This is a genomic window from Lysobacter sp. KACC 24251 (genome assembly GCF_057747755.1).
Map to the genome: position 1 here is coordinate 718300 of NZ_CM173222.1, position 25896 is coordinate 744195.

General features: G+C 68.1%; 19 protein-coding genes, 4 tRNA genes and 4 pseudogenes. 18 read left to right on the forward strand and 9 right to left on the reverse strand.

Going from position 1 to position 25896, the window contains the following annotated elements:
• Positions 1-5: 5 nt before the first annotated feature.
• Positions 6-2951, reverse strand: a complete 2946-nt coding sequence (locus AC3ARF_RS03330) for a winged helix-turn-helix domain-containing protein (RefSeq protein WP_498930278.1) — start codon at positions 2949-2951, stop codon at positions 6-8.
• Between the two features lie 441 nt (positions 2952-3392).
• On the opposite strand from AC3ARF_RS03330, the pseudogene AC3ARF_RS03335 reads away from it, so the two are divergent.
• The 4 pseudogenes from AC3ARF_RS03335 to AC3ARF_RS03350 form a co-directional block, all read left to right on the forward strand.
• Positions 3393-5102 (forward strand): annotated as a pseudogene (locus AC3ARF_RS03335) (S8 family peptidase); the annotation flags it as partial.
• A 132-nt stretch (positions 5103-5234) separates the two neighbouring features.
• Positions 5235-5465, forward strand: a pseudogene (locus AC3ARF_RS03340) (proprotein convertase P-domain-containing protein); the annotation flags it as partial.
• A 372-nt stretch (positions 5466-5837) separates the two neighbouring features.
• Positions 5838-7547, forward strand: a pseudogene (locus AC3ARF_RS03345) (S8 family peptidase); the annotation flags it as partial.
• 132 nt (positions 7548-7679) lie between these two features.
• A pseudogene (locus AC3ARF_RS03350) lies at positions 7680-7910 on the forward strand (proprotein convertase P-domain-containing protein); the annotation flags it as partial.
• A gap of 220 nt (positions 7911-8130) precedes the next feature.
• Here AC3ARF_RS03350 and AC3ARF_RS03355 read toward each other — a convergent pair.
• The 3 genes from AC3ARF_RS03355 to wrbA form a co-directional block, all read right to left on the reverse strand.
• Positions 8131-8619, reverse strand: coding sequence for an asparaginase domain-containing protein (locus AC3ARF_RS03355; RefSeq protein ID WP_498930280.1), 489 nt, complete (start codon positions 8617-8619; stop codon positions 8131-8133).
• 126 nt (positions 8620-8745) lie between these two features.
• Positions 8746-9105: a DUF2069 domain-containing protein gene (locus AC3ARF_RS03360; protein WP_498930282.1), complete on the reverse strand. Its 360-nt coding sequence runs from the start codon at positions 9103-9105 to the stop codon at positions 8746-8748.
• Positions 9102-9719 (reverse strand): NAD(P)H:quinone oxidoreductase, encoded by a 618-nt coding sequence (wrbA, locus tag AC3ARF_RS03365; RefSeq protein WP_498931738.1) that lies wholly within the window; start codon positions 9717-9719, stop codon positions 9102-9104. Before wrbA ends, AC3ARF_RS03360 begins: the two co-directional genes overlap by 4 nt.
• A 58-nt stretch (positions 9720-9777) precedes the next feature.
• Between wrbA and AC3ARF_RS03370 the strand changes: the two genes are divergently transcribed.
• A complete protein-coding gene (locus tag AC3ARF_RS03370) occupies positions 9778-11046 on the forward strand; it encodes a YihY family inner membrane protein (RefSeq protein WP_498930284.1) in 1269 nt (422 codons plus the stop codon).
• Between the two features lie 3 nt (positions 11047-11049).
• Positions 11050-11661: a TlpA family protein disulfide reductase gene (locus AC3ARF_RS03375; RefSeq protein WP_498930286.1), complete on the forward strand. Its 612-nt coding sequence runs from the start codon at positions 11050-11052 to the stop codon at positions 11659-11661.
• 6 nt (positions 11662-11667) lie between these two features.
• Here AC3ARF_RS03375 and ppk2 read toward each other — a convergent pair whose 3' ends face one another.
• The 5 genes from ppk2 to hemA form a co-directional block, all read right to left on the reverse strand.
• Positions 11668-12447 (reverse strand): polyphosphate kinase 2, encoded by a 780-nt coding sequence (ppk2, locus tag AC3ARF_RS03380; RefSeq protein ID WP_498930288.1) that lies wholly within the window; start codon positions 12445-12447, stop codon positions 11668-11670.
• Entirely contained in the window at positions 12444-12872 is a 429-nt protein-coding gene (locus AC3ARF_RS03385; protein WP_498930289.1) for a helix-turn-helix domain-containing protein, read from the reverse strand. Before AC3ARF_RS03385 ends, ppk2 begins: the two co-directional genes overlap by 4 nt.
• A 73-nt stretch (positions 12873-12945) precedes the next feature.
• Entirely contained in the window at positions 12946-14676 is a 1731-nt protein-coding gene (locus AC3ARF_RS03390; RefSeq protein WP_498930292.1) for an O-linked N-acetylglucosamine transferase, SPINDLY family protein, read from the reverse strand.
• Positions 14673-15776, reverse strand: coding sequence for a peptide chain release factor 1 (gene prfA / locus AC3ARF_RS03395; RefSeq protein ID WP_498930294.1), 1104 nt, complete (start codon positions 15774-15776; stop codon positions 14673-14675). The genes AC3ARF_RS03390 and prfA overlap by 4 nt, the downstream gene beginning before the upstream one ends.
• Positions 15754-17052, reverse strand: coding sequence for a glutamyl-tRNA reductase (gene hemA / locus AC3ARF_RS03400; RefSeq protein WP_498930296.1), 1299 nt, complete (start codon positions 17050-17052; stop codon positions 15754-15756). The genes prfA and hemA overlap by 23 nt, the downstream gene beginning before the upstream one ends.
• 83 nt (positions 17053-17135) lie before the next feature.
• Between hemA and AC3ARF_RS03405 the strand changes: the two genes are divergently transcribed.
• The 12 genes from AC3ARF_RS03405 to tuf all read left to right on the forward strand — a co-directional run bounded on the left by AC3ARF_RS03405 (position 17136) and on the right by tuf (position 25830).
• Complete coding sequence (locus AC3ARF_RS03405) at positions 17136-18818, forward strand: tetratricopeptide repeat protein (protein WP_498930298.1); 1683 nt, start codon at positions 17136-17138, stop codon at positions 18816-18818.
• On the forward strand, positions 18815-19471 hold the full coding sequence (gene lolB / locus AC3ARF_RS03410) for a lipoprotein insertase outer membrane protein LolB (RefSeq protein WP_498930300.1): 657 nt from the start codon (positions 18815-18817) through the stop codon (positions 19469-19471). The genes AC3ARF_RS03405 and lolB overlap by 4 nt, the downstream gene beginning before the upstream one ends.
• Before the next feature lie 35 nt (positions 19472-19506).
• The gene (gene ispE, locus AC3ARF_RS03415) at positions 19507-20394 is read left to right on the forward strand and encodes a 4-(cytidine 5'-diphospho)-2-C-methyl-D-erythritol kinase (RefSeq protein ID WP_498931740.1); all 888 of its coding nucleotides are present in this window, start codon (positions 19507-19509) and stop codon (positions 20392-20394) included.
• A gap of 14 nt (positions 20395-20408) precedes the next feature.
• Positions 20409-20485 (forward strand) — tRNA-Gln (locus tag AC3ARF_RS03420).
• A 37-nt stretch (positions 20486-20522) separates the two neighbouring features.
• Positions 20523-21482, forward strand: coding sequence for a ribose-phosphate diphosphokinase (locus AC3ARF_RS03425; protein ID WP_498930302.1), 960 nt, complete (start codon positions 20523-20525; stop codon positions 21480-21482).
• A gap of 127 nt (positions 21483-21609) precedes the next feature.
• Positions 21610-22227 (forward strand): 50S ribosomal protein L25/general stress protein Ctc, encoded by a 618-nt coding sequence (locus AC3ARF_RS03430; RefSeq protein WP_498930303.1) that lies wholly within the window; start codon positions 21610-21612, stop codon positions 22225-22227.
• Between the two features lie 54 nt (positions 22228-22281).
• Positions 22282-22863, forward strand: coding sequence for an aminoacyl-tRNA hydrolase (pth, locus tag AC3ARF_RS03435; protein ID WP_498930305.1), 582 nt, complete (start codon positions 22282-22284; stop codon positions 22861-22863).
• Positions 22864-23005: 142 nt separating this feature from the next.
• The gene (ychF, locus tag AC3ARF_RS03440) at positions 23006-24097 is read left to right on the forward strand and encodes a redox-regulated ATPase YchF (protein ID WP_498930307.1); all 1092 of its coding nucleotides are present in this window, start codon (positions 23006-23008) and stop codon (positions 24095-24097) included.
• A gap of 137 nt (positions 24098-24234) precedes the next feature.
• Positions 24235-24320, forward strand: a tRNA-Tyr gene (locus AC3ARF_RS03445).
• Positions 24321-24411: 91 nt separating this feature from the next.
• Positions 24412-24485: transfer RNA gene (locus AC3ARF_RS03450), tRNA-Gly, on the forward strand.
• 40 nt (positions 24486-24525) lie between these two features.
• A tRNA-Thr gene (locus tag AC3ARF_RS03455) sits at positions 24526-24601 on the forward strand.
• A 38-nt stretch (positions 24602-24639) separates the two neighbouring features.
• On the forward strand, positions 24640-25830 hold the full coding sequence (gene tuf, locus AC3ARF_RS03460; protein ID WP_498930309.1) for an elongation factor Tu: 1191 nt from the start codon (positions 24640-24642) through the stop codon (positions 25828-25830).
• Positions 25831-25896 lie beyond the last annotated feature (66 nt).

Consider the following 25896-nt stretch of genomic DNA (forward strand, 5'->3'; position numbering starts at 1 on the left):
GAGGGTCAACGCGCGGCTTGCGCGTTGACCACCTTGATGGCGCCCGTGGCCTGGTCGGCCCGAGGTGTCATCCACGCCAGGTTGGCGCCGTGCAGGCCGGTGCGCTGGGCAAAGGCCTTGCGGGTGGCCTCGGTGCATTTGCCGACGACGACGTTGGGCGGCATCAGGCTGTGGACTTCCTGCTGCACGAGGGCGTCGCCCAACGCGTGGGCATGCGCATCCAGTCGCGCCAGTTGGCGCATGGCCGCTTCGCGGTTGCCCCGCGCGAGGTTATGGCCCACGTCGAGTTCGGCCAAACGGCTGTACAGGAACCAGTCGTCCGGCGGCAGGTTGGCGCGGGCGAGGTCGGCGTGCTTGCGGCTGGTGGCCCAGTCGCCGCGTGCCGCTGCCACTTCCGCCAAACCCAACTCCACCAGGCGCGTGAGGTGCGCGTAGCGTGCGTGGGCTGCGCCGGGCGCGACCGAGCGATACACCGCTTCCGCCGTGGCTATCTGGTCCGCGCGACCCGAGCGCGTGAGCGCGGTCGCCATCGCTACGGCGGGCCACCAGCGGTCGGGCCCGTCAGGCATGGCATTGATCCGGGCCAAGGTGGCTTTGAGCGCTGCCGGGTCGGCCCCGCCGGGACGGGCAGAGGCGTCCACCAGCAACTTGCCGAGCTCGGCCATCAACTGGGTCAGTGCGTGATCGACCTTGCCGCAGGTTGCATACAGGTCGCGCGCGCGCGCCGCATGCCCTTGAGCCAGCAGCACGTCTGCCTGGCTGCAAGCCAGGCGTGCCCGGGGGATGGGCGGCAACGGCGATTTCTCCGCCTGCATCGTGGCCACGCGCTCCAGGGCGGCCAATGCCGCGTCGTACCGGCCGCGCAGGAACTCCAGTTGCGAGTCGAACTGGGCCACCCAGAACGCGCGGTCGCCGCGCAGGCCGCTGTCACGCAGCCGTTGCACCCGTTGTTCCGCGCTGGCGAAGTCGCCCACGGCCATGTCTTCGTTCAACAGGTCCAGGTCCAGGAGCTGTTGCGCCGTGGTGTCACCGGCGGCGTTGGCCACGCTGAGGGCCTGCGACAGTCGGCTGCGGTATTCGGCCATGTTGCCGGCCACGTAATGCTGGAAAGCGACACGACGCAGGATGTCGATTTCGAGCCGCCGATATCCCCCGGCCCGGGCACGCTGCAGCAGTTCCTCCAGCTTGGCCGTGGTGCCCGGCGCATTTGCAGGGCGCGCGGACTCGGCCAGGACACGCATGAACAGCGCGTCGATCTCGTCGCCCGCGGCTTCGAATTCCCGCGCCGCGCGCTCGAACAGGCTCAGGTCGGCCTTGCTCTCGTACTGGATGACGTTGGACTCCGCCTCGATGGCGAGGGCTGTCGCGTGTTCGATCTGCCAGCCGCTGCCTGCGCTCGTGGCCAGCTTCTCGGCGAGGCGGGCGTGAACCCGCGCCTGCTGTGGGTCACCCAGTTGCAGGTACAGGTCGGCCAGGGCCAGCAGTTGCGGGATGCGCATGCCGACGGCCTGCTGCCGCCAGTCCGGTCGGGTGAGGATTACGCGCGCCTGGTCCACCTGGCCGGCACGCGTCAACAGCTTGGCCTGGTCGAGCAGGAAACCGGGACGTTCGGGGTAGGCCTTGGCGAGGGCGCCCGCGGCGTCCGCCGCTTCGGCCAGGCGGCGCGGGTCGGCGGCCAGTTGCAGCACATCGATGACCTTGGCGGCATCCTCGGGCAGCGGCTTGAGGGTGGCGCGCACCATGGCGAACTGCTCGATGGCCAGCCCGGCCTGGCCCAGCCGGCCCAGCGCCATGGCCAGTTGCAGGCGGGCCACGGGGAACCGCGGTGAGCGTTGGATGACTTCCTGCGCGGCCGCCTGTGCCGTCCTCCAGTCACGCCGCTCCATGGCCTTGAAGGTGTCGGCAAAGCGGCGCGCGGAGGGGAGATCCAGTTCGAAAGGCGGCCAGGCATCGGCCGCGCGCGCGGGCAGGAGCCGCTGCATCACCTGCCGTGAGACTTCGTCGACCAGCCTGGGCAGCTCTTGGGCCGGGCCCTTTACCTGGACGTTTTCGCTTCCCGCCACCCCGTCGAAGCTGGCCCGCACATAGATGTCGCCCGGCCGCTCGGGCGAGGCCCCAGTCGCCAGCAGGATCATCTTGGGTTTCGTGGGCGAGGCTTCGGCCGCGAGGTTCTCCTCGCGCAGCACATTGACGTTGGGTAGCAAGCGCAGCTTCCAGTCGAGCCACGCATGCAGCACGGTGGTGCGCCAGTTGTCGTCCTTGCCGCCCGTGGGCAGCCCCTGTACTTCGATCAGCAACACGTTGATCGAGGTTTCGGTGCGTTGGGTGGGCTGGCTGCCGAACCAGCTGGCAGCCGCGGCCAGAGAGACCAGGCACAGGGCCGCGGCGGCCATCCACCAACGGCGCAGGGGTGAAGGCGGTGGCGCGGGAGGCAGCGTTGTGGCTCCGACCGAAGCCGGGCCTGCCGGTTCCGGGGCGGGCAGTGCCTCCAGCGGCGCCGGGGTATCAGTCGACGAAGGCGGGGGCAATGCCTCGTCCGGCGCCACGGGCGCTGGGTCGACCAGCGGCGGGCTGGCAGGGGAGATGGAGGAGGGCGACTCCTCGATGACCGTGATCGGCGCAGGCGGATCGAACACATAGCCGCCCTTCGCCACGGTACGGATCCAGTCCTTGCGCTCTGGCCCCAGGGCCTTGCGCAGCACCCAGACGGCCTGGGACAGGTTGGCGTCCTCCACGATCACCCCTGGCCAGACCCGTTGGAACAGATCCGTGCGGGTATGCAGGGCATGCGGCTCGCGCAGGAACAGCAACAGCAGGTCGAACGTGCGCTGCGGCAGTTCAACCGTGTGGTCCGGGCGGATCAGGCGCCGGTAGCGCGTGTCCACGCGCAGGTCATCGATTTGGAGTAGCCAGGTATTGGCCGGCCACGTCTGGCGCGTCGTTTCCGTCACTGCAGTGCCCCGAACACGTGCTGCAACTAGTCCATGTTGACGTCACGGAACTCCGTCCACGGCAGTCGGCACTTCCTTGGCCGTCGTCCGTTTGGTGAGCCCGATCCCAGTTTCCCTTCACACCGATGTTCGCATGCCAAATGCGCGTACGGATGCGTACGTGGTCACCGAATTGGCCGCTCAATTGTGATGTTGATCACCAAAAGATCCGCATCTGAGAAGAAATTGATCGTTTGCAAGAGGTCCGTGTCGGCCCCCGCGCCCTACCAATGGCATGTCCGCCAACCCAGCACCCGGCGGATGCCCGGCGGTACTGACCGGCGGGCGGCATCACCCTCGGGTACCGGACCGCGACGCCCCCACTGTCGTGTGTACATCGGACGTACCACCCCAGGCACCCCGGTGCCTGCAACCACAGAACTTTCAGAGGACTTTTCAGCAGTGGAATCCAAGCATTCTCCAGCACGCCGCTCCGCCCTGGCCGTGGCGACCCTCCTGGCCCTGGCCGCACCGGCCGCGTTTGCCGGTCAGGTGAACCTGTCCGGTCTGGCTGACGGCGGCACCGACCAGTTCATCGTCCGCTACAAGTCCGGCAGCGCGGAGCGCGCCGACGTGGCACGTGCCCAGGCCGCGTTCGGCCGCATGGCCGCCGCTGGCGTGGGTGGCAAGGCCATTGGCCTGGCCCACAAGCGCCGCCTGGCGGTGGGCGCCGACGTCATCCTCGCCAACCGCAAGCTGGACCGCGTCGAGGCCGAGAGCCTGATGCGCCAGATCGCCGCCGACCCGAACGTGGAGTACATCGAGGTCGACGCCATCATGAAGCCGACCCTTTCTCCCAACGACACCTACTACACCAGCAACCAGTGGCATTACTTCGAGGCCACCGGCGGCATCAAGGCCGACCAGGCGTGGGATGCCACCAATGGCAGCGGCGCGGTCGTCGCGGTCATTGACACCGGTATCACCAACCACAGCGACCTCAACGCCAACATCCTGCCGGGCTACGACTTCATCTCCAACACCACCACGTCGCGCGACGGGGACGGCCGCGACAGCAACCCGGCCGACCAGGGCGACTGGTTCGCGGCCGGCGAGTGTGGCGCGACCTATTCGTCCAATTCCAGCTGGCACGGTTCGCACGTGACCGGCACTGTCGCCGCGGTGACCAACAACGCCAAGGGCGTTGCGGGCGTCGCCTACGGCGCCAAGGTCGTCCCGGTGCGCGTGCTGGGCAAGTGCGGCGGTTCGCTGTCGGACATCGCCGATGCGATCATCTGGGCCTCCGGTGGCACCGTCTCCGGCGTGCCGGCCAACGCCAACCCGGCCGAGGTCATCAACATGAGCCTGGGCGGCAGCGGCTCCTGCGGCACGACCTACCAGGCGGCCATCGATGGCGCGGTCAGCCGTGGCACCACGGTGGTGGTGGCGGCGGGCAACGACAATGCCGATACCGTTGGCTATCGTCCGGGCAACTGTAATAACGTCATTGCGGTGGCCTCGACCACGCGCACCGGTGCCCGCTCCAGCTTCTCCAACTACGGCAGCCTGATCGACGTGGCCGCGCCGGGCAGCTCCATCTACTCGACGGTCAACAGTGGCACCACGACCCCGTCGACCGAGGGCTACAGCAGCATGTCCGGCACCTCGATGGCAGCACCGCACGTCGCCGGCGTGGCAGCACTGATGCAGGCTAAGGCCGGCGGCACGCTGACCCCGGCGCAGATCGAGAGCAAGCTCAAGAGCACCCTGCGCGCGTTCCCGACCACCCCTGACCGCACCATCGGTGGCGGCATCGTGAATGCCAAGGCAGCGGTGGATTCGATCTGCACCAGCAACTGCGGCGGCGGCAGCGGCACGCTGACCAAGGGCGTGGCCCAGACCATTTCGGCCGCCACCGGTACCTACGCGAAGTTCACGATGGACGTGCCGGCGGGCGCCACCAACCTGACCTTCACCATGTCCGGCGGCACCGGCGACGGCGACATGTACGTCAAGTTCGGCGCCGAGCCGACCGATACCGTGTATGACTGCCGTCCTTACCAGAACGGCAACGCCGAGACCTGCACCTTTGCCGCGCCGTCGGCCGGCAAGTACTACATCAACGTCAAGGCGTACTCGTCGTTCTCGGGCGTCAGCCTGGTCGGTAACTACACGCCGGAAACTGGTGGCAGCCGCCAGACCTACACCAACTCGCTGGACTACACCATCAGCGACAACGCCACCGTCGACAGCCCGATCACGGTGTCCGGCCGCACTGGCTACGGCCCGTCCGATGCCTCGGTGACGGTCGACATCCGCCACACCTACCAGGGTGACCTGAAGGTCGACCTGGTGGCCCCGGATGGCTCGCTGTACAACGTCCACAACCGCACGGGCACCAGCACCGACAACGTCATCAAGACCGTGACGTTCAACCTGGGCACCGAAGTGCTCAACGGCACCTGGAAGCTGCGCGTCAACGACGCCGGCGCGGGTGACACCGGCTACATCAACAGCTGGAGCATCAATTTCTGATGTGACGCTACCGCGTCGTGGATCAGGATGATCCAGCACCTTTCGACGGAATGAGAACTGCGGGATCCGGATGATCCCTTGGTCCCCGGCTTCGGCCGGGGACTTTTTGTCTTGGGGGGGCGGCGAACCTTCCATCGCCGGTCGCAACTGGGCGGCAGGCCGTGAAATTTGCTGCAGGTGCAGCGTGAGCCGACCACAAAACGTGTGTAGCGTCGCAATCCGGCCAACCCCAAGGGGGGGAGTTGGCCACCTCCGTCCGTTCACATGATTGACCCAAGGCCCAGGGCCTCGACGTCATCCGGTGGCCGCGACGCCACCACCGCCACCGCGCTGGATGCGCGGTGTATCCAAACCATTTCGGGGTTTATCGCAATGACCAAGTCAGTTTCGCGTCCTGTCCGCGTGCACGTGCTTGCTGCAGCCACGGCGCTTGTCCTGTCGTCGTCCATCCTCGCGCCGTCGCACGCCGCAGGCCGCATGGACCTGAGCGGCCTGCAGGCCGGCCAGCCGAACGATCGCTTCATCGTGAAGTACCGCGACGGCAGCACCAACGCTTCGGCCATGCAGCGTTCGTTGCAGTCCGCTGCGGCCAGTGCCGGCAAGGGCCTTGGGCTGAGCCACGTGCGCCGCATCGCCACCGGTGCCGAGGTCGTGCGCGCCAGCCGCAAGCTGGACCGCGCCGAGGCCGAGTCACTGATGCGCCAGATCGCCGCCGACCCGAATGTCGAGTACGTCGAGGTCGACAAGATCAACAAGCCGATCTTCGTGCCCAACGACACCAACTACTCGCAGCAGTGGGGCTTCAGCGGCACCTACGGCATCAAGGCCCAGCAGGCTTGGGACGTCACCAGCGGCACCGGTGCGGTCGTCGCCGTGCTCGACACCGGCATCACCAACCACAGCGACCTCAACGCCAACATCCTGCCGGGCTACGACTTCATCATCGATACCGCGGTGGCGAACGACGGCAATGGCCGCGATAGCGACGCCAGCGACCCGGGCGACTGGGTGACGGCGAACCAGTGCGGCGGGACCCACGCGGCGCAGAACTCCAGCTGGCACGGTACCCACGTGGCCGGCACCATCGCCGCCGTAACCAACAACGCCAAGGGCGTGGCCGGTACCGCGTACGGCGCCAGGGTCGTGCCGGTGCGCGTGCTTGGCACCTGCGGCGGCTATGACTCCGACATCGCCGACGCCATCATCTGGGCTTCGGGCGGCACCGTCAGCGGCGTGCCGGCCAACGCCAATCCGGCCGAAGTCATCAACCTGAGCCTCGGCGGCTCCGGCGCGTGCGGCACGACCACCCAGAACGCGATCAACAGCGCCGTCGGCCGTGGCACCACGCTGGTCATCGCCGCGGGCAACGACAACGTCAACGTGTCCAACGCCTCGCCGGCCAACTGCAACAACGTCATCGCGGTGGCTTCGATCACCAGCACCGGCGCGCGCTCGAGCTTCTCCAACTACGGTTCGCTGATCGACATCGCGGCACCGGGTTCCAGCATCATGTCGACGCTGAACGCAGGCACCACCACGCCGGGTGCTGAGTCCTATGCTTCGTACAACGGCACCTCGATGGCGACCCCGCACGTGGCCGGCGTAGTGGCACTGCTGCAGTCGGTGGCGACCACGCCGAAGACCCCGGCTGAAGTCGAGGCGCTGATCAAGGGTAACGTCACCGCGTTCCCGTCGACCCCGTCGCAGCCCATCGGCCCGGGCATCGTGAATGCCAAGGCCGTGGTCGACGCCGTCAACGGCACCACGCCGCCCACCGGCAACACCCTGACGAAGGGCGTCGCCGCGACCAACCTGTCGGCCGCGACCGGCGCCTACGTGAAGTACACGATGGACGTGCCGGCCGGCGCGACCAACCTGACCTTCACCATGTCCGGGGGCACCGGCGACGGTGACATGTACGTCAAGTTCGGCGCCGAGCCGACCGATACCGTGTACGACTGCCGTCCGTACAAGACCGGCAACGCCGAGACCTGCACCTTCGCTGCGCCGTCGGCCGGCAAGTACTACGTCAACATCAAGGCGTACTCGTCGTTCTCGGGCGTGAGCCTGGTTGGTGACTACACCACCGGTGGTGGTGGCAGCCGCCAGACCTATAGCAACACGGCGGACTACACCGTCGCCGACAACGCGACCGTGGACAGCCCGATCACGGTGTCCGGCCGCAGCGGCAACGGTCCGTCCGATGCCTCGGTCTCGGTGGACGTGCGCCACACCTACCAGGGCGACCTGAAGGTGGACCTGGTGGCTCCGGATGGCACCCTGTACAACGTCCACAACCGCACCGGCAGCAGCACCGACAACGTCATCAAGACCGTGACGTTCAACCTGACCAGCGAAGTCCTCAACGGCACGTGGAAGCTGCGCGTCAACGACAATGCGGCCGGCGACACCGGCTACATCAACAGCTGGAGCATCAACTTCTGATCGCTGGCACAGGATCGAGGTAAACAAAAAAAAGCCCCGGGGTTATCCCCGGGGCTTTTTCTTTTCGGGACGTTGGCATTGGCGGCCGTCAGGCTTCGCGCCACGAGGGGGTCAACGCCAGTTCGGACGGGGTATCAGCTTTCCGGCAACCCCGGCCCGCATCCACATCCACATCCGCAACCGCAACCGCAACCGCGCAACCGCCACCGCATGCAGGCGCTCAGTCCGCCGATTCGAACCGGTTGGCCTCGACGTTCTTGCGCACCTTCGCCGGGTCCCAGATGCGCCCGTTCATGGCGATGTAGACGCCCGGCGGCAGCGACTGCACCGCACCCACGGCAGTGCCGATGTTGAATTCCGCATCCGAGCCGCGGAATCGCGCCGGGTTGAGCGCGCCCGTCAGCACGATGGTCTTGTCCTTGATGCTGGACAGCACCTTGGCCGTGGCGACCATGCTGTCGGTACCATGCGTCACCAGCACGTGGCGGGCTTCCTGCGCGGCAATGGCGGCACGGATCAGCTCGCGGTCCTCGTCGGTGATGTGCAGCGAATCCTTGCGGATGATCGGGATCACGTTGTAGCGGAAAGCCACGCCCAACTCATCGAGGATGTGGCCGATCTGCGGCTCGCCGACCTGGTAGTCGGACTTGTCGTCGAAGTAGATCTTGTCGATCGTGCCGCCGGTGGTGACGATGCAGAGCTGGTCCATCGCGCAGGGTCTTTCAGGTTCGGGGGCGCAATTATAGTCCCCCAGCGCCACCGTCCCGAAGGAGACCCCGTCCGGGGCGCGCATGGCACCGAAGCGTGCCGACGACCCTTCCGCGATCTTCGCCGGTCAGGCTTTGCGCTTTCCGGCGAAGCGCGACTGCAGCCCCGGGAGGCTGGCCGCAAAGACCACCACCACCGCCAAGGTCAGCGCCACGAGCGCGAAGCCACGTTCGGGCGGGCGGCTCCACGCCACCATCACCCCATGGCTGAACCAGAACAGCGCCAGCACCGCGGACCAGAAACCGGCTGTGCGCCGACCGCGCCACACCCCCAGCGCCAGCAGTGCGGGTGGCAGGGCAAACACCAGCCACTCGGCCCATGGGTCAGCGTCGCGCAGGAACCAGCCGACGTAAAGCAGGGCCAGCGCGACCAGGGAGACCAGCAACACTACGCGGGCGCGCGCCCGCAACGGGGTCAGATCGTTCATTGGGCGAGCCTCGCCGCGATCTGCGCCAGCCGGCGGCCCAGTGCGCGCGCCAGCACGGCTTCGTCGTCGGTGGTGCGCGGGTCGTCTTCCACCCCGGCCACGTGACTGGCGCCGTACGGCGTACCGCCGCTTCGCGTGGTGCTGAGCACCGGCTCGGTATAGGGAATGCCAGTGATCAGGCAGCCGTGGTGAAGCAGCGGCAACATCATCGAGAGCAACGTGCTTTCCTGCCCGCCGTGCTGGGTGGAGGTGGAGGTGAACACCGCTGCCGGCTTGCCGACCAGCGTGCCACTGGCCCATTCACTGCCCAGTCCATCCATCCAGTGCTTCAGCGGCGCGGCCATGTTGCCAAAGCGGGTGGGGCTGCCGAGCGCGAGGCCCGCGCATTCCACGAGGTCGCGCGGCTCCACGTAGGGGGCGCCCTCTTCGGGCACGGGCGGGGCCGCCGCCTGGGTCACCGCCGCCACCGGCGGGACAGTGCGCAGCCGTGCGCTGACGCCTGCGACTTCGTCGATGCCGCGCGCGATGTGTCGCGCGAGTTTCGCCACCGAGCCGCCGCGGCTGTAATAGAGCACCAGGATTTCCAGGGTCGAGTCCTCATCGCTGCCGGGCAGCGCAAGCGTGAAGCATAGGCGATGCCGACGGCGGTGCCCATCGGTTACCCTGCCGACAATGGAGCCCTTGAACACCCTTTATCGCTGGAGCGAGCGCGCACGCGACCGGGCGCGCGTGGGCACCTTCTTCCGTTTCCTGGCCCGTCGCTTCCTCGACGACAACCTGTTCCAGGCTGCGGGTGCGCTGTCGTTCACCACCGTGTTCGCGCTGGTGCCGCTGTCGATGGTCGTGTTTGGCGTGCTGTCGGCGTTCCCGGTGTTTTCCGAGTGGAGCGACAAACTCAGCGACTACGTGTTCTCGAATTTCGTGCCATCGTCGGCGCGCTCGGTTGAGGCCTACCTCAAGCAGCTGTCCAGCAACATCGGCCAACTCACCAGCGCGGGCGTCATCGCATTGGTCATCTCGCTGCTGATCACGCTCAACGGGGTTGAAGCCACCTTCAACCGCATCTGGCGGGTGCATGCCGCGCGGCCCCAGCTGGGACGATTCCTGGTGTACTGGACGGTGCTGACGCTTGGCGCACTCATGGCCGCCGCCAGCCTGGCATTGTCGGCGCGCTTCTTCGCGATGGCGGTGTTCGAGACCGACGCGGGGCACCTGCTGGAGAACGCCATGCTGCGGCTGGCGCCGATGGTCATCGAGCTCTTGGCCTTCGCCGCGATCTACCGGGTCGTGCCGCACCGCACGGTGAAGTGGCGGCACGCCTTGGCGGGTGCGTTGCTGGCGACACTGCTGCTGGAGTCGGTGAAGTCGATAATGAGCCTCTACCTGGGCAGCTTCACCACCTATTCGAAGATCTACGGCACGCTGGCCTTCGTCCCGATCTTCCTGTTGTGGATCTACGTGGGCTGGGCGTCCATCCTGCTCGGCGCGTCGCTCGCGTCGTCCGTGTCCGCATTCCGCTACCAGCCGGCGGCGATGCGACTGCCCCTGGGCTATGAGATATATGGCCTGTTGCGCCTGCTGGCCCGCTTCCATGAAGCGCGTGCGCAGGGACACGGCCTGCACAGCGATGCCATCCAGCAAATGGAGCCGATCCTAACCGACAGCCTGGTGCAGGAGATGCTGGGCCAGCTCAACGACATCCGGGTGGTGCGTCGCGCCGAGGATGGCGAATGGTTGTTGTCCAGGGACCTCGATGATCTGACCCTGGCCGAGCTGTACGAGGCCTGCCAGCTGCGCATCCCCATCGCCGAAGCGCACCTGCCGTGCCGCGACGATGCGCTGGGGCGCTCGGCCGTGGCGGCGATGGACGAACTGCGCATCCCACTGCGCGAACTGTTGAAGCGGCGGGTGGCTTCCATCCACCCCGAATCCAAGGAGTAACCGATGTTGCATTTGCGTGCTGCGGCGATGGCCGCATCCATCTGCCTGCTGGCGGCCTGCGGGCCGCGTCAGCAGGCGCCTGAGCAGGCCGCGGCCAAGCCCGGGACTGCGTCGCCCGCGCCGCAACAGGCGTCCCCCGCGACGGACGCTGCAGGAGATGCGGTGACGGCCGCCTCTCCGGATGCAGCGGCAACCCCCGTCATGCCCACGCTCAAGCTGCCCCTGGTCGACGGCACGCCGTACGACCTGGCCGCGCACCGGGGCAAGTGGGTGGTCGTCAACTTCTGGGCCACCTGGTGCGGCCCGTGCCTGAAGGAAATGCCTGAATTGTCCGCGCTGGATGCCCTGCGCGACCACATCGAGGTGATCGGCCTGGCCTACGAGGAAATCGATGCCGATGCGATGCAGGCGTTCCTCAAGGAGCACCCGGTGGTGTACCCGATCGCCATCGTCGACACCTTCGATCCGCCCAAGGATTTCGACACGCCGCGTGGGCTGCCGATGACCTATCTGATCGGGCCCGACGGCAAGGTGGTGGACAAGGTGCTGGGGCCGGTCACCGCCAAGAGTATCGAGGCGGCCATTGCCAAGGCAGGCGGCCCCAAAGCCGGCTGACGCGGCTCAGCCGACCGGGTAGTCCGGAATCGGCTTGAGCACCCCATACCGCTCCTTGCGCGGCTTGCCCTGCAACGGCGGCAGTTCCATGCCATTCGGGGGCACGCGGGTGTCGGGCAGGCGGTCCAGCAGGTTGCGGATCAGGGTCAGTCGGCCGCGACGCTGGTCGTTGAAGTCGACCAGCGTCCAAGGCGCATCCTCGGTGTGGGTGGCCTTGAGCATCGCTTCGCGCGCCCGGGTGTACTCGACGTAGCGCTCGCGCGCCTGCACATCGATCGGTGACAACTTCCAGCGCTTCAGTGGGTCCTGCCGCCGCTCGGCGAACCGCTCTTCCTGCTCGGCCTGGTCACAGGACAGCCAGTACTTGAACAGCAGGATGCCGTCGTCCACCAGCAGTTTCTCGAATACCGGCGCCTGCTTCAGGAAAGCCTTGACCTGCGCGGGCGTAGCGAAACCCATCACCTGTTCCACGCCGGCGCGGTTGTACCAGCTGCGATCGAACAGGGTGATTTCGCCAGCCGCAGGCAGATGGGCCGAGTAGCGCTGGAAGTACCACTGCATGGCTTCGCGTTCGCTGGGCTTGGGCAGCGCCGCGATGTGGCATTGGCGGGGGTTGAGGGTGTCGGCGATCGCGTTGATCGCGCCACCCTTGCCCGCGGTGTCCCGGCCCTCGAACAGCACCACCAGCCGCTGGCCCGTGTGCTGCACCCAGTGCGCCATCGCCACCAGCTCCAGCTTCATCGGCTCGAGGGCGGCTTCGTAATCCTTGCGCTTGAGACCACTCACGCGCGGGTTGCCGGCTTGCGTGGCTTGGCGGGTGCGGCGCGCGTCGCGGTCTGGCGAGCGGTGCCTGCGGGGAGGGGCGCATCATCGGCGCGCGGCCGGCGCCGTGCATTGCCCGCCATCGCGCAGGCGACCTCGAGCAAAGCACCCTGCTGGCGCGTGCCGAGGGCGCGGTATGCAGCCAGCAGTTCGTGTTCTCCGGTGGTTCGCGCCGGGTCGAGGGTGCTGGCCAGTTCCGACAGCAGCGCGCCGACGGGTACACCGAACGTGCGGGCCAGGGCGTCCAGCTGGTCGCGCCCGGGGCTCTTCTCGCCGCGCAACCAGGCGCTGACCGTTTCCACGCCCGCGCGCGGGATCGCCGTGGCGATGTCGGCGGCGTTGAGGCCGCGTGCAAGCGCCAGCAGGCGCAGGGTGGTGGCGAGAGGCATCGGCGGACTCCTTCCTGGCACGCACGCAGCCTAACCCGAGGGGGGCGGGGGGCGTCCAGCCCGTGGCACTGGCTCAGCCGAAGTCGTGCGGTTCCGGCCGTAAACCCTGCCGATGCCGGTGTGCCATCCAGCGAACGGTCGCCGCAAAGTCGGCGGCGAAGCCGGGCATGTCGAACAGGCCCGATGAAGTCCGCCGCTCCATGAGCGTGGTGCGTAGCCCCGCCAGTTGCTCCGGCGCGTTGCCGAGGGCAACCGCGGTACGGATGAAGGCCGCATCGTCCTCGACGTTCATGGAGTGCATGCCGAGGTGGTGGTTGAGGCTGCCTGCCACGCGGGAGGCGAACGTGTCGCCAGGGCACGTAAGGACCGGGCAGCCCGCCCACAGCGCATCCGATGCCGTCGTATGCGCGTTGTAGGGGTGTGTGTCGAGGAACAGGTCTGCGTGCCGCAGGCGCGCCAGGTACTCGGGGTGCGGTTGCTTGCGCATGAATACCAGCCGTTGCGGGGCGACACCGTGCTCGGCGGCGATGGCGCGCAGCCGGGCGTCGGCACGACCGGGCCCCGAGAGCAGCCACAGCACGCTGCCGGGAACGCCCTCCAGCACCTTGAGCGCGCGCCCGATGCTGCGCGGGTTGAGCTTGTAGCTGTTGTTGAAACAGCAGAACACCACGCCCTGGGTCGGCAGTCCGCAGGCCTCGCGCGCCGGTGGGGTTGGAATGGGCCGTTGGTTGTCGGAAGGCTGGAAGCAGCGCGGCAGGCGCACCACCTGTTCGCTGAAATGCGCGGCCAGTGACGGGGGCAGCACGAACCGGTCTGCGATGACATAGTCGATCCACGGCGCGCCGGTGGTGCCGGGATAGGCCAACCAACTTACCTGGACGGGTGCTGGGCGCATCGCCAGCGCTTCCGGCGCGCCTCCGCCGCCCCAGCCGCGCAGGTCCACCAGTACCTCGATGCCGGCCGCGCGGATCCGCGATGCCACGCGGGCGTGGGCGAGCGCATGTACCTCGTGCCACTCGTGCGCGGCCGCCCTCAAACGCGAACCCACGGCGCTGCCGTCGTCGGCGTTCAGCGCGAACACGTGGACTTCGACCCCCGCCACGGGGCGCAGCGCCTCCAGCATCGCCACCGTCAGCAGCCCGGTGGGGTGCGCGCCAAACCCGTTGGACAGCAGGCCCAATCGCACCGGAGCGTCCTTCGCTGCCGGCGGCAACGGGGGAAACGTCACGGTCGCGCGTGCCAGCGGCGCCGCACGCAACTGGGCGCAGCGCAATTGCTCGTCGGGTCCAGCGTCCTCGCTGAGAAACGCGAACGGCTCCACAGCGGCGGAACCGGCGCGCACCGCGTCTCGCACCTGCTGGGACAGCGCTTCGAGATCGCGCCAGTCACACAGCTTGCGCTGCCAGGCCAGGCGGTAAGCGGCCAGTTGGGGCTGTCCCGGCGCCAGTGCGTGGGCGTGGGCATACGCTTCGGCTGCCGACTCGGCTTCGCCGGTGTCTTCCAGCACGTGCCCCAACCAGAGTGCGATGCCCGGATGCCTCGGCGCCGCGGCCATGGCAGCCCGCAAGCTCCGCGCGGCCTCCTCGAAGCGGCGTTGCACCCACTGCGCGCGTCCGAGCCGCGCCAGTGCCTCGGGATGGCCGGGCGCCAATGCCAGCGCGCGAAGGGCCGCGGATTCGCCCGTGCCCGCATCGCCGGCATCCAGGGCTTCGTCGGCCAGCAGGACCCACGCGATGGCATTTCCGGGCTCACGCTCCACCGCTTGCCGCGCTTCACCGACTGGATCGCGGCCTGTACCGCTCATGCGTTCGCCGTCAGGCGTGCCAGCTCGTCGGCCTGGTGTTCCTGCTGCAGCCGGCTGACCAACGCATCGAGATCCCCCGTCATCACGTTGGGCAGGTCGTACAGGGTCAGGCCCTCCACACGGTGGTCGGTGATCCGCCCCTGCGGGAAGTTGTACGTGCGGATGCGCTGGCTGCGGTCGCCGCTGCCGACCTGCAGCTTGCGCGTCTCGGCCACGACGGCGGCGGCTTTGGCGGCCTGGGCTTCGGCGAGCATGGCCGAGAGGCGCTTCATCGCCTTGTCGCGGTTGGCGTGCTGGCTCCGCTCGGTCTGGCTCTCCACCACCACGCCGGTGGGCAGGTGGGTGATGCGGATGGCCGAGTCGGTCTTGTTGACGTGCTGTCCGCCCGCGCCGGAGGAGCGGAAGGTATCCACCCTCAGGTCGGCAGGGTTGAGCTCGATCGGCTCGCCCTCCGGCTCGACCGGAATGATCGCCACCGTTGCCGCTGAAGTGTGGATGCGGCCCTGCGATTCCGTCGCCGGCACGCGTTGCACGCGGTGGGTGCCGGACTCGAACTTGAGCTTTGAATACGCCCCCGCGCCCTGCACCAGCGCGATCACTTCCTTGAAGCCCCCGTGTTCGCCGGGGTTGGCCGACTCCACTTCGACGCGCCAGCCCTGTCGCTCGGCGTACCGGGCATACATGCGGAACAGGTCGCCGGCGAAGATCGCCGCCTCGTCACCCCCGGTCCCCGCGCGTACTTCGAGATAGATGTCGCCGTCGTCGCGGGGATCGCGCGGGATCAGGTGCGCGAGCAACTCCGCGTCCAGCGCTTCCAGCCGCGCGCTCGCGCTGGCCATTTCCTCGTCGGCCAGTTCGCGCATGGCGGCGTCATCGCGCAGTGCGGGGTCGTTGCGCATCGCCTGCGCAGCTTCCAGGTCGCGCTTGGCCTGCGCCTCGGCGGCCAGCGCTGTGGCCACCGGTTCCAACTGCGCGAACTCGCGCGAGTACCGGCGGAAGCGCGCCGCATCGCCGATCACCGCAGGGTCGGCCAGCATGCGTTCCAGTTCCTCGCGCCGCTCGGCGAGTGCTTCGAGCTTACGGCGCAGGGTCGGCGTCATCGGGCGGGTTCGTTCCGGGATCTTGGGATGGGGTGGGGGCGGGGAACATCCGATCGGCAGCGCGGGCCAGGTCGTGGTTGCCGGTCAGCGCGGCTTCGCGCAATGCAATCGTCGGCGCATGCAGCAGCCGGTTGGTCAGCGTGTGGGCAAGGAAGTCGAGCACTTCCGAGGGGTCCTGGCCGGAGGCGAGCTGCTGCCGCGCCTTCGACAATGCCTCGGCCTTGGCCGCTTCGCCATGCGCGCGCAGGCGCTTGAGCGGCGCGGTCCGCGTGCTGGCCGCCATGGTCTCGACGAAGCGCGCCACCTGCAGGTCGACGATGGCCTCGGCTTCGGCGGCCGCTTCGCGGCGCCCGCGACGGTTGTCCTCGATCGCGCGCTCCAGGTCGTCAACCGTGTACAGGAACACGTCACGCAAGTCGGCCACGTCGGTGGCGATGTCACGCGGTACCGCCAGGTCCAGCAGCAACATCGGCCGATGCTTGCGTGCCGACAGCGCTGCCGCCACATGCGGCTTGTGCAGGATCGGGTCGCGCGCCGCCGTGGCGGAGAACACCACGTCGGCCTCGGCCAGGTGGCGCTCCAGTTCGGTCAGCGGCAGCGCCACGCCGCCGTGACGGCTGGCCAGCTCCTGGGCGTGGGCGAGGGTGCGGTTGGCCACCAGCAGGCGCTTGGGCTTGACCTGTACGAGGTGCCGCGCCGCCAACTCGATGGTTTCGCCGGCGCCGATCAGCAGCACCGTGGAGTCCTCGATACGCGCAAACGATTCCTGCGCCAGCCGCACCGCCGCCGACGCCACCGACACCGGATTGGCACCGATGCGGGTGTCCGTGCGTGCGCGCTTGGCGGTGGAGAACGCCTGCTGGAACAGCCGGTCAAGTTGCGTCCCCAGGCTGCCGGCGTTGCGTGCGGCGGCCCATGCGTCCTTCACCTGGCCCAGGATCTGCGGCTCGCCCAGCACCAGGGAATCCAGCCCGGTGGCCACGCGGAACAGGTGGCGCACGGCTTCGGAGTCGCGGTGGCGGTACAGGTAGGCGTCCAGGTCGGCGTTGCCGGTGCCGTGGGTCGAAAGCCAGTCGGCCAGCGCCACGCCGTCATCGTCGGTCACCGCATACAGCTCGGTGCGGTTGCAGGTGGACAACAACGCCACCTCCCGCACCGTGGGCAGCCCGCGCAGCGCCTCCAGCGCCGAGGTCACCCCGTCGCCGGAAAACGACACCCGCTCACGCAGGCTCACCGGCGCGGTCTGGTGGTTGAGGCCGAGGACGAACAGGCTCATGGATCGGTCGGACTTCCGTTCAGGTGCTTGCGATAAGCTGCTGGCTACCGTGGGCCGCCATTCTACCGGCCCGAACCCCTCCCATGCCCGTTACCGTGCGTTCCACTGCCGTCGCCGTTCTCGTAGCGCTCAGTCTGGCGGGTGCCGTCCAGGCTGCGCCCCCCCCGACCGCGCCCGCGACCGACCCGGTCGGGGAGGCAATCGAGCCGCTGTTGGCCGGCGAATTCGCCCTGCAGTCGGGCAAGCTCGATGAGGCGACTCGGTGGTATCTCGACGCCGCCCGTACCTCGCAGGATCGGGCCCTGGCCGAGCGCGCCACGCGCATCGCACTGTTGGCCAAGGACGACGCCCGTGCCGCCGAGGCACTCGCGCTGTGGCGCCGCCTGGGGGGAAGCGGTCACGGTCTGACCGCCGCCGAGGCCACCCTGGCGTTGCGCAAGGGCCAGGAGCGCGCAGCGCGCAAGCACCTGACATCGCTCCTGCACAGTGGTGACCAGGAAGGCTGGCGCCATGCACTTTCCGTGCTGGGCAGTGGGGCCGGTGAGCCGGCGCAGTCGTCCCGCCTGCTGACTCACATTCTTGATCGCAAGTTGCTGCCCAATGACTTGCAGGCCTGGCTCGCCTTCGGTGGACTGGCCCAGCGCCTCGACCAGGCCGGGCTCGCCGAACGCATCGTCGCCGAGGTGGTGCGCCGTTTCCCGGGTGAACCCCGCGTGGCCCTGTTGCGCGCCAGCCAGTTGCGTGAGTCCGGCAAGACCGAGGAAGCGAAGGCGGCGCTGGACGCCGTCGTCGACCGTGCCGCGTCCGACGCCGGCCTGCGCCTCGCACTGGCGCAGGAATATGCCCAACTGGGCGATCCGCGCCGCGCTGAAACCATCCTCGCCGCTGGCCCGCAGGACGACGAGAGCTACGCCCATCGCGCGGCATTGCTGGCTCGTGCCGAAGACAAGGAAGGCCTGGGTCGGCTCTACGACGAACTGGCCCGCGGCGCCTCCCGCCCGGATCCGCAGCGCCGCCTGCTGCTGGGCCAGATCGCTGAATTCCTCGACCGCCACGAGCAGGCCATCGACTGGTACAGCGGCGTTCCCAGCGGCCCGCTGCGCTGGCTGGCGCGACTGCGCACCGCCAACGTGCTGCACGAACTTGGCCGTGGCGCGGAAGGCTACAAGGCCCTGCGCGACCTGCAGGCCGACGGCGCCGCCCCGGACGAAGCGCGTCGCGACGCCTACCTGCTGGAGGCCTCGCTGCTGGCCAAGGACCGCAATGACGCCGGGGAGCTGGATGCCTTCGCCCGCGGACTGGCTGCGTTCCCCGATGACCTCGAGATCCTTTACGCCCGTGCCCTGGGCTGGGAGCGCCGCGACGACATCGCGCGCGCCGAAGCGGACTTCCGCAAGATCCTCGTGGTCGAGCCCGACAGCGTGGCCGCCCTCAATGCCTTGGGTTATACCCTGGCCGATCGCACCGACCGCCACCAGGAAGCGCTGGAGCTGATCGATCGCGCGCGCACTGCCGAACCGGACAACGCGGCCATCATCGACAGCTACGGGTGGGTGCTTTACCGCCTGGGCCGCCTGCAGGACGCGCTGGTGGAGTTGCGGCGCGCTTTCACCCTGCAGAAGGACCCGGAGATTGCCGCGCACCTGGGCGAGGTGCTGTGGAAACTCGGCAAGACCGATGAGGCCCGCAAATATTTCGAAGAAGGTCGCAAGCTCGATCCCGACAACCGCTCGCTCAAGCGCGCACTGGAGAACGTTGGCGCATGACTTCCGGCTTGAATTCCACTTGGCGCGTCGCGCTGTCCATCGTCGTGCTGGCCGTGGCCGGCTGCGCCACATTGCCTTCGACCAGCGTGCTCTCGCCCGGCCAGCAGGCCGCAGCCGAACGCCAGCAGTCGGCGCGTGAGGCGGACCTGGGGCGTCAGGCCGCATGGTCATTGGCCGGCCGCATCGCGGTGTCCAATGGCAGCAACGGCGGCAGCGGCCGCATTGACTGGTCGCAGGACGCCGGCGGGTATCGAGTGGCGCTCAGCGCCCCCGTGACGCGCCAGAGCTGGCAACTCAACGTCGACCGCTCCACCGGCGCCGCGCGCCTCGAGGGCCTGGATGGTGGTGCGCGCACGGGCCCGGATGCCGCACTGTTGCTACGCGAGGCCACCGGCTGGGACATTCCCGTGGCCGCGCTCGGCGACTGGGTGCGCGGCCTGCGCTCGCCCTCGCTGGGTGCCGCCGTCATCCAGTTCGATCCTGGCCTGCGCCCCGCCCGCATCGCCCAGGGCGGCTGGGATATCGCCTACACCTGGCCCGACGGGGGTGAGGTCACGGCCTTGCCGGCCCGGATCGACGCCCGCCGTGGCGACGCGCGCGTGCGGCTGATCGTCGACCAGTGGGGCCAAGCGGACGGCGTGGCCAGCCCGTGACTTCGCCGCCTGCTGATTCGCCGCCTGTGGCCACCCTGGCCGCCGGGACACCCAGCCCCGACCCCGGCCGCCCCACATGGTCGGTCTGGCCCGCCCCGGCCAAGGTCAACCTGTTCCTGCGCATCGTGGGCCGTCGTCCCGACGGCTACCACCTGCTGCAGAGCGTGTTCCGCATCCTCGAGTGGGGTGACACCCTGCGCTTGCGGGCGCGCACCGACGGGCGGATCGTGCGCCACGGCGGCTCGGTCGTGGGCGTGGCTGAGGCCGATGACCTTACGGTCAGGGCGGCGAAGTTGCTGCAAATGGAAGCCAACTGCACGCAAGGAGCGGATATCGTCGTCGAAAAGCGCATTCCTGCCGGCGGCGGCCTGGGCGGCGGCTCATCGGATGCTGCGACCGTGCTGGTCGCGCTCAACCACCTCTGGGGGGTGGGGTTCGACATCGACAGGCTCGCCGCAATCGGCCTGAAGCTGGGTGCCGATGTGCCCGTCTTCGTGCGCGGAGACAATGCCTGGGCCGAAGGGGTGGGGGACCAACTCAGCCCCGTCGTCCTGCCACCGGCGTGGTACCTGCTCGTGGCCCCGGGTGTGCATGCGCCGACCGCAGCACTTTTCCGGTCTCCTGATTTGACGCGCAATGCCGCGCCCGCGACAATGTCGGACTTCGTTTCGGGTGTACCGCTCGGCAATGCGTTCGAGCCGGTGTTGCGCGGGCGGGAACCGGCAGTCGATGCCGTGTTCCGGGCCCTGTCGCACGTCGGCACGCCACGCCTCACCGGGTCCGGCAGCGTGGTCTTCGTCGAATTCGCCACGCGCGAATCGGCCGAGGCGGCGCTGGCGGCGCTGCCCTCCGGCCTGCAGGCCTGGGTTGCCGCGGGCGCTGCGCGTTCGCCGCTGCACGCCACGCTCGAAGACTGCCATTAAAAACGAGTTACCGCAGGGGCGTCGCCAAGAGGCCCAAGGCACCAGGTTTTGATCCTGGCATTCGTAGGTTCGAATCCTACCGCCCCTGCCAATCCCCATTCCACGCCCGCAACCGCTGGAGTTTTCCCGTGCATTCCGATCGCAACCTGCTGGTGTTCAGCGGCAACGCCAACCGCCCGCTTGCCGACGCCGTGTGCAAGGAGTTGGGCGTGCGTCCGGGCAAGGCCCTGGTCAGTCGCTTCTCCGATGGCGAAGTCCAGGTGGAGATCGAGGAGAACGTGCGCCGCCAGGAAGTGTTCGTCATCCAGCCGACCAACGCCCCCACTGCGGAGAACTTCATGGAGCTGCTGGTGCTGGTGGACGCGCTCAAGCGCGCCTCCGCCGCCAGCGTGACCGCGGTGGTGCCGTACTTTGGCTATGCCCGCCAGGATCGCCGCCCGCGCTCCTCGCGCGTGCCAATCACCGCCAAGGTCGCGGCCAAGATGTTCGGCGCCGTCGGCACGGACCGCGTGCTGACCGTGGACCTGCACGCCGACCAGATCCAGGGCTTCTTCGACATGCCGGTCGACAACGTCTACGCCTCGCCGCTGCTGCTGGCCGACATCTGGCGCGCGCACGGCACCGACAACATGGTGGTGGTCTCGCCGGACGTGGGGGGCGTGGTCCGCGCCCGCGCCATCGCCAAGCGCCTGGACGACGCCGACCTGGCCATCATCGACAAGCGCCGCCCGCGCGCCAACGTCGCCACCGTGATGAACATCATCGGTGATGTCGACGGCAAGACCTGCGTGCTGGTGGACGACATCGTCGACACCGCGGGCACCCTGTGCGCCGCCGCCAATGCCCTGAAGGAGCGTGGCGCGCGCAAGGTTGCCGCCTACTGCACCCACCCGGTGCTGTCGGGCGCGGCCCTGGACAACGTGATGAAGTCGCAGTTGGACGAGCTGGTGGTCACCGACACCATCCGCCTGTCCGATGCGGCCCGCGCCTGCGGCAAGATCCGCCAGCTCAGCGTGGCCGAGCTGCTGGCCGAAACCATCCGCCGCGTCGCCTTCGGCGAGTCGGTGAGCTCGCTGTACGTCGACTGACGCCAGCGGGCACGACAGAACCCGCGGTGACGGCCCCGGCCGTGACCGCAAACCGCTCATCTGGTCGCGGGTGAGCGTTCCTTCCCGCCGCAAGGCGGGGCCAATGCAAGCAAAGTGAGTAACTGAAATGTCCGAACACACCATCAAGGCCACGAGCCGCGCTGTCGAGGGGAAGGGTGCGAGCCGCCGCCTGCGCCACGCTGCTTCGATCCCGGCCATCGTCTACGGCGGCAAGTCCGAGCCGCAGGCCATCCAGCTTGACCACGAGAAGATCTGGCTCGCCCAGCAGAACGAGTGGTTCTACTCCTCGATCCTGAACCTGGACATCGACGGCAAGGTCGAGAGCGTGCTGCTGCGTGACATGCAGCGCCACCCGTACAAGCAGATCATCATGCACCTGGACTTCCAGCGCGTGGACGCCAACCAGGCCCTGAAGGCCGCGGTGCCGCTGCACTTCCTGAACCAGGACAGCTCGCCGGCCGGCAAGGCCGCCGACGTGGTCATCACCCACGAGCTCAACGAAGTCACCGTCAGCTGCCTGCCGAAGGACCTGCCGGAGTTCATCGAGGTTGACCTGGGCGCGATCAAGTCGGGTGACGTGGTCCACCTGTCGCAGATCAAGCTGCCGAAGGGCGTCGAGCTGCCGGAACTGAAGCTGGGCAAGGAACACGACGTTGCCGTCGTGATCGCCAAGCCGGGCCGCGTCGAAGCCGAAGGCGCCGCCGAAGGCGAAGCCGCGGAGTAATCGCACTCCCGCACCCCGGCCGGCAGTCCGGTCGGGGTCGCGTGCGAATGACCGATGGCTGGTTTGCGCCTCATCGTCGGGCTGGGCAATCCCGGACCCGAACACACCCGGACCCGGCACAACGCCGGGTTCTGGTTTGTTGACGCCCTCGCGGAGAAGTTCGGCGGGCGCTTTGGGCTGGAGTCCAAGCTGTTCGGCGAGACCGCCAAGGTGGAGATCGCCGGCCAGAACGTGTGGCTGCTCAAGCCCGCGACTTTCATGAACCTGTCCGGCAAGTCGGTCACGGCCGCCCTGCGCTACTGGAAGATCGAGCCCGAGGAAGCGCTGCTGGCGCACGACGAGCTCGACCTGCCGCCCGGCACCGCGCGCCTCAAGTTCGATGGCGGCCACGGCGGCCAGAACGGCCTGCGCGACACCATCCGCCTGCTCGGACACGGCAAGTTCCACCGCCTGCGCGTAGGCATCGGCCACCCCGGCCACAAGGACAAGGTCACCCCGTGGGTGCTCGGCCGTCCGGGGCAGGGCGACGAGGCCGCGATCCTGCGCGCCATCGACGACGCCATAGATGTCATGCCGCTGGCCGTTGCCGGCGACACCAACGAGGCCATGAAACGGCTGCACACCGCCCGGACATGACCCCGGCGGGACCGGCCGCGACTGCGCCATCCCGTCGCCCGGCCGCCGGAAGCGGCCACCTGCAACATCGAGCCTGCCTCCTGGCAAGCGCAATTTCCCGGGTCCGGTTCCGCCGGCCCACAACAGAGCGAGAACACGCGTCATGGGTATCAAGTGCGGCATCGTCGGTCTGCCCAACGTCGGCAAGTCGACCCTCTTCAACGCCCTGACCAAGGCCGGCATCGCCGCGGCCAACTTCCCGTTCTGCACCATCGAACCCAACGTGGGTGTCGTGCCGGTGCCGGACCCGCGCCTCAACGCGCTGGCCGAGATCGTCAAGCCCGAGCGCGTGATCCCCACCGCCGTTGAATTCGTCGACATCGCCGGCCTGGTGGCCGGCGCCGCGAGCGGCGAAGGCCTGGGCAACAAGTTCCTCGCGCACATCCGCGAAGTGGATGCCATCACCCACGTGGTGCGCTGCTTCGAAAACGATGACGTCATCCACGTCAACAACAAGGTCGACCCGCTGGCCGACATCGACACCATCGACACCGAGCTGGCCCTGGCCGACCTCGATTCGGTGGAAAAGGCCCTGCAGCGCGCCGAGCGCTCGGCCAAGACCGGGGACAAGGACGCCAAGGCCCGCGCCGAAGTGCTCGGCCGGGTCCGCGCCGGCCTGGATGCCGGCAAGGCCGCCCGCTCGCTGGGCCTGTCCGACGAGGACAAGGCACTGTTGCGCGACCTGTTCCTGTTGACCCTGAAGCCGGTGCTGTACATCGCCAACGTGCTTGAGGACGGTTTCGACAACAACCCGCACCTGGACGCCGTGCGCGCCCGCGCGGTTACCGAGGGCGCCGAGGTCGTGGCCGTCTGCGCCGCCATCGAGGAAGAGATGAGCCAGCTGGAAGACGAGGATCGGGACGCGTTCCTCGCCGACCTTGGCCTCGAGGAGCCGGGGCTGAACCGCGTGATCCGCGCCGCGTACAAGCTGCTTGGCCTGCAGACCTACTTCACCGCCGGCGTCAAGGAAGTGCGTGCGTGGACGTTCAAGGCCGGCGCCACGGCGCCACAGGCCGCCGCCGTCATCCACACCGACTTCGAGAAGGGCTTCATCCGCGCCGAGACCATCGGTTACGACGACTACCTGAAGTACCGGGGTGAAACCGGCGCGCGCGAAGCCGGGCGCATGCGCCTGGAAGGCAAGGAGTACCGCGTGCAGGAAGGCGATGTCCTGCACTTCCGCTTCAACGTCTGAAGCCCGCGCGGGTCGGCAGGGGCAGGGGATTCGCGCTAGAATTGACGACCCTTCCCGCCGCCCGGGAACACGACGAAAAATTTCGCCATTCAGGCGTTGACTTCCACGATCAACACCGCCAGAATTGCGGGCTCTTCGGAGGGATACCCAAGCGGCCAACGGGGGCAGACTGTAAATCTGCTGGCTTACGCCTTCGGTGGTTCGAATCCACCTCCCTCCACCAGCTTCACCCGGTCCACGTGGCCTGGCGGAGATTGCAGTAAACCGGCGGCCTTACCAGTCACCGGCGCAGTACCCAAGCAGGTCAGTCCGGCGCGGGAGTAGTTCAATGGTAGAACTGTAGCCTTCCAAGCTACTAGCGCGGGTTCGATTCCCGTCTCCCGCTCCACCATTGATTGCCGCGACAGTTTGACTTGCTTGTACAACGTGCTCACGTAGCTCAGTCGGTAGAGCACCTCCTTGGTAAGGAGGAGGTCGAAGGTTCGATTCCTTTCGTGAGCACCATCTTTCAAACGCATCCGCACAACCATTGAGAAGCAGCCATGGCCAAGGGTAAGTTCGAGCGCACCAAGCCGCACGTGAACGTGGGCACCATCGGTCACGTTGACCACGGCAAGACCACGCTGACCGCGGCGCTGACCAAGGTGGGCGCGGAGCGTTTTGGTGGTGAGTTCAAGGCATACGACGCGATCGACGCGGCGCCGGAAGAGAAGGCGCGCGGCATCACGATCTCGACCGCGCACGTGGAATACGAGTCCCCGACCCGTCACTACGCGCACGTGGATTGCCCGGGCCACGCCGACTACGTGAAGAACATGATCACCGGTGCCGCCCAGATGGACGGCGCGATCCTGGTGTGCTCGGCCGCTGACGGCCCGATGCCGCAGACCCGCGAGCACATCCTGCTGTCGCGTCAGGTCGGCGTGCCGTACATCGTCGTGTACCTGAACAAGGCTGACATGGTGGACGACGCCGAGCTCCTCGAGCTGGTCGAGATGGAAGTGCGCGAGCTGCTGACCAAGTACGACTTCCCGGGCGACGACACCCCGATCATCCACGGTTCGGCCCGCCTGGCGCTGGAAGGCGACCAGTCGGAGATCGGCGTGCCGTCGATCCTGAAGCTGGTGGAGGCGCTGGACACCTTCATTCCGGAGCCGGAGCGCGACATCGACAAGCCGTTCCTGATGCCGGTCGAGGACGTGTTCTCGATCTCGGGCCGCGGCACCGTGGTGACCGGTCGCATCGAGCGCGGCATCATCAAGGTCGGTGACGAAATCGAAATCGTCGGTATCCGTCCGACCCAGAAGACGACGGTGACCGGCGTCGAGATGTTCCGCAAGCTGCTGGACCAGGGCCAGGCAGGCGACAACGCCGGTCTGCTGCTGCGCGGCACCAAGCGTGATGACGTCGAGCGCGGCCAGGTGCTGTGCAAGCCGGGTTCGATCAAGCCGCACACCGAGTTCGAGGCCGAGGTGTACGTGCTGTCGAAGGACGAGGGCGGCCGCCACACCCCGTTCTTCAAGGGCTACCGTCCGCAGTTCTACTTCCGCACCACCGACATCACTGGCGCCTGCCAGCTGCCGGAAGGCGTGGAGATGGTGATGCCGGGCGACAACGTCAAGATGGTCGTGACGCTGATCAACCCGGTGGCGATGGACGAAGGCCTGCGCTTCGCGATCCGCGAAGGCGGCCGCACCGTCGGCGCCGGCGTCGTCGCCAAGATCCTCAAGTAAGACCTGTTGACCCGGCAGCCTGGCTGTCGGGTTGACTCCCGCCGATCATCCGGCCCTCGCGGGTCG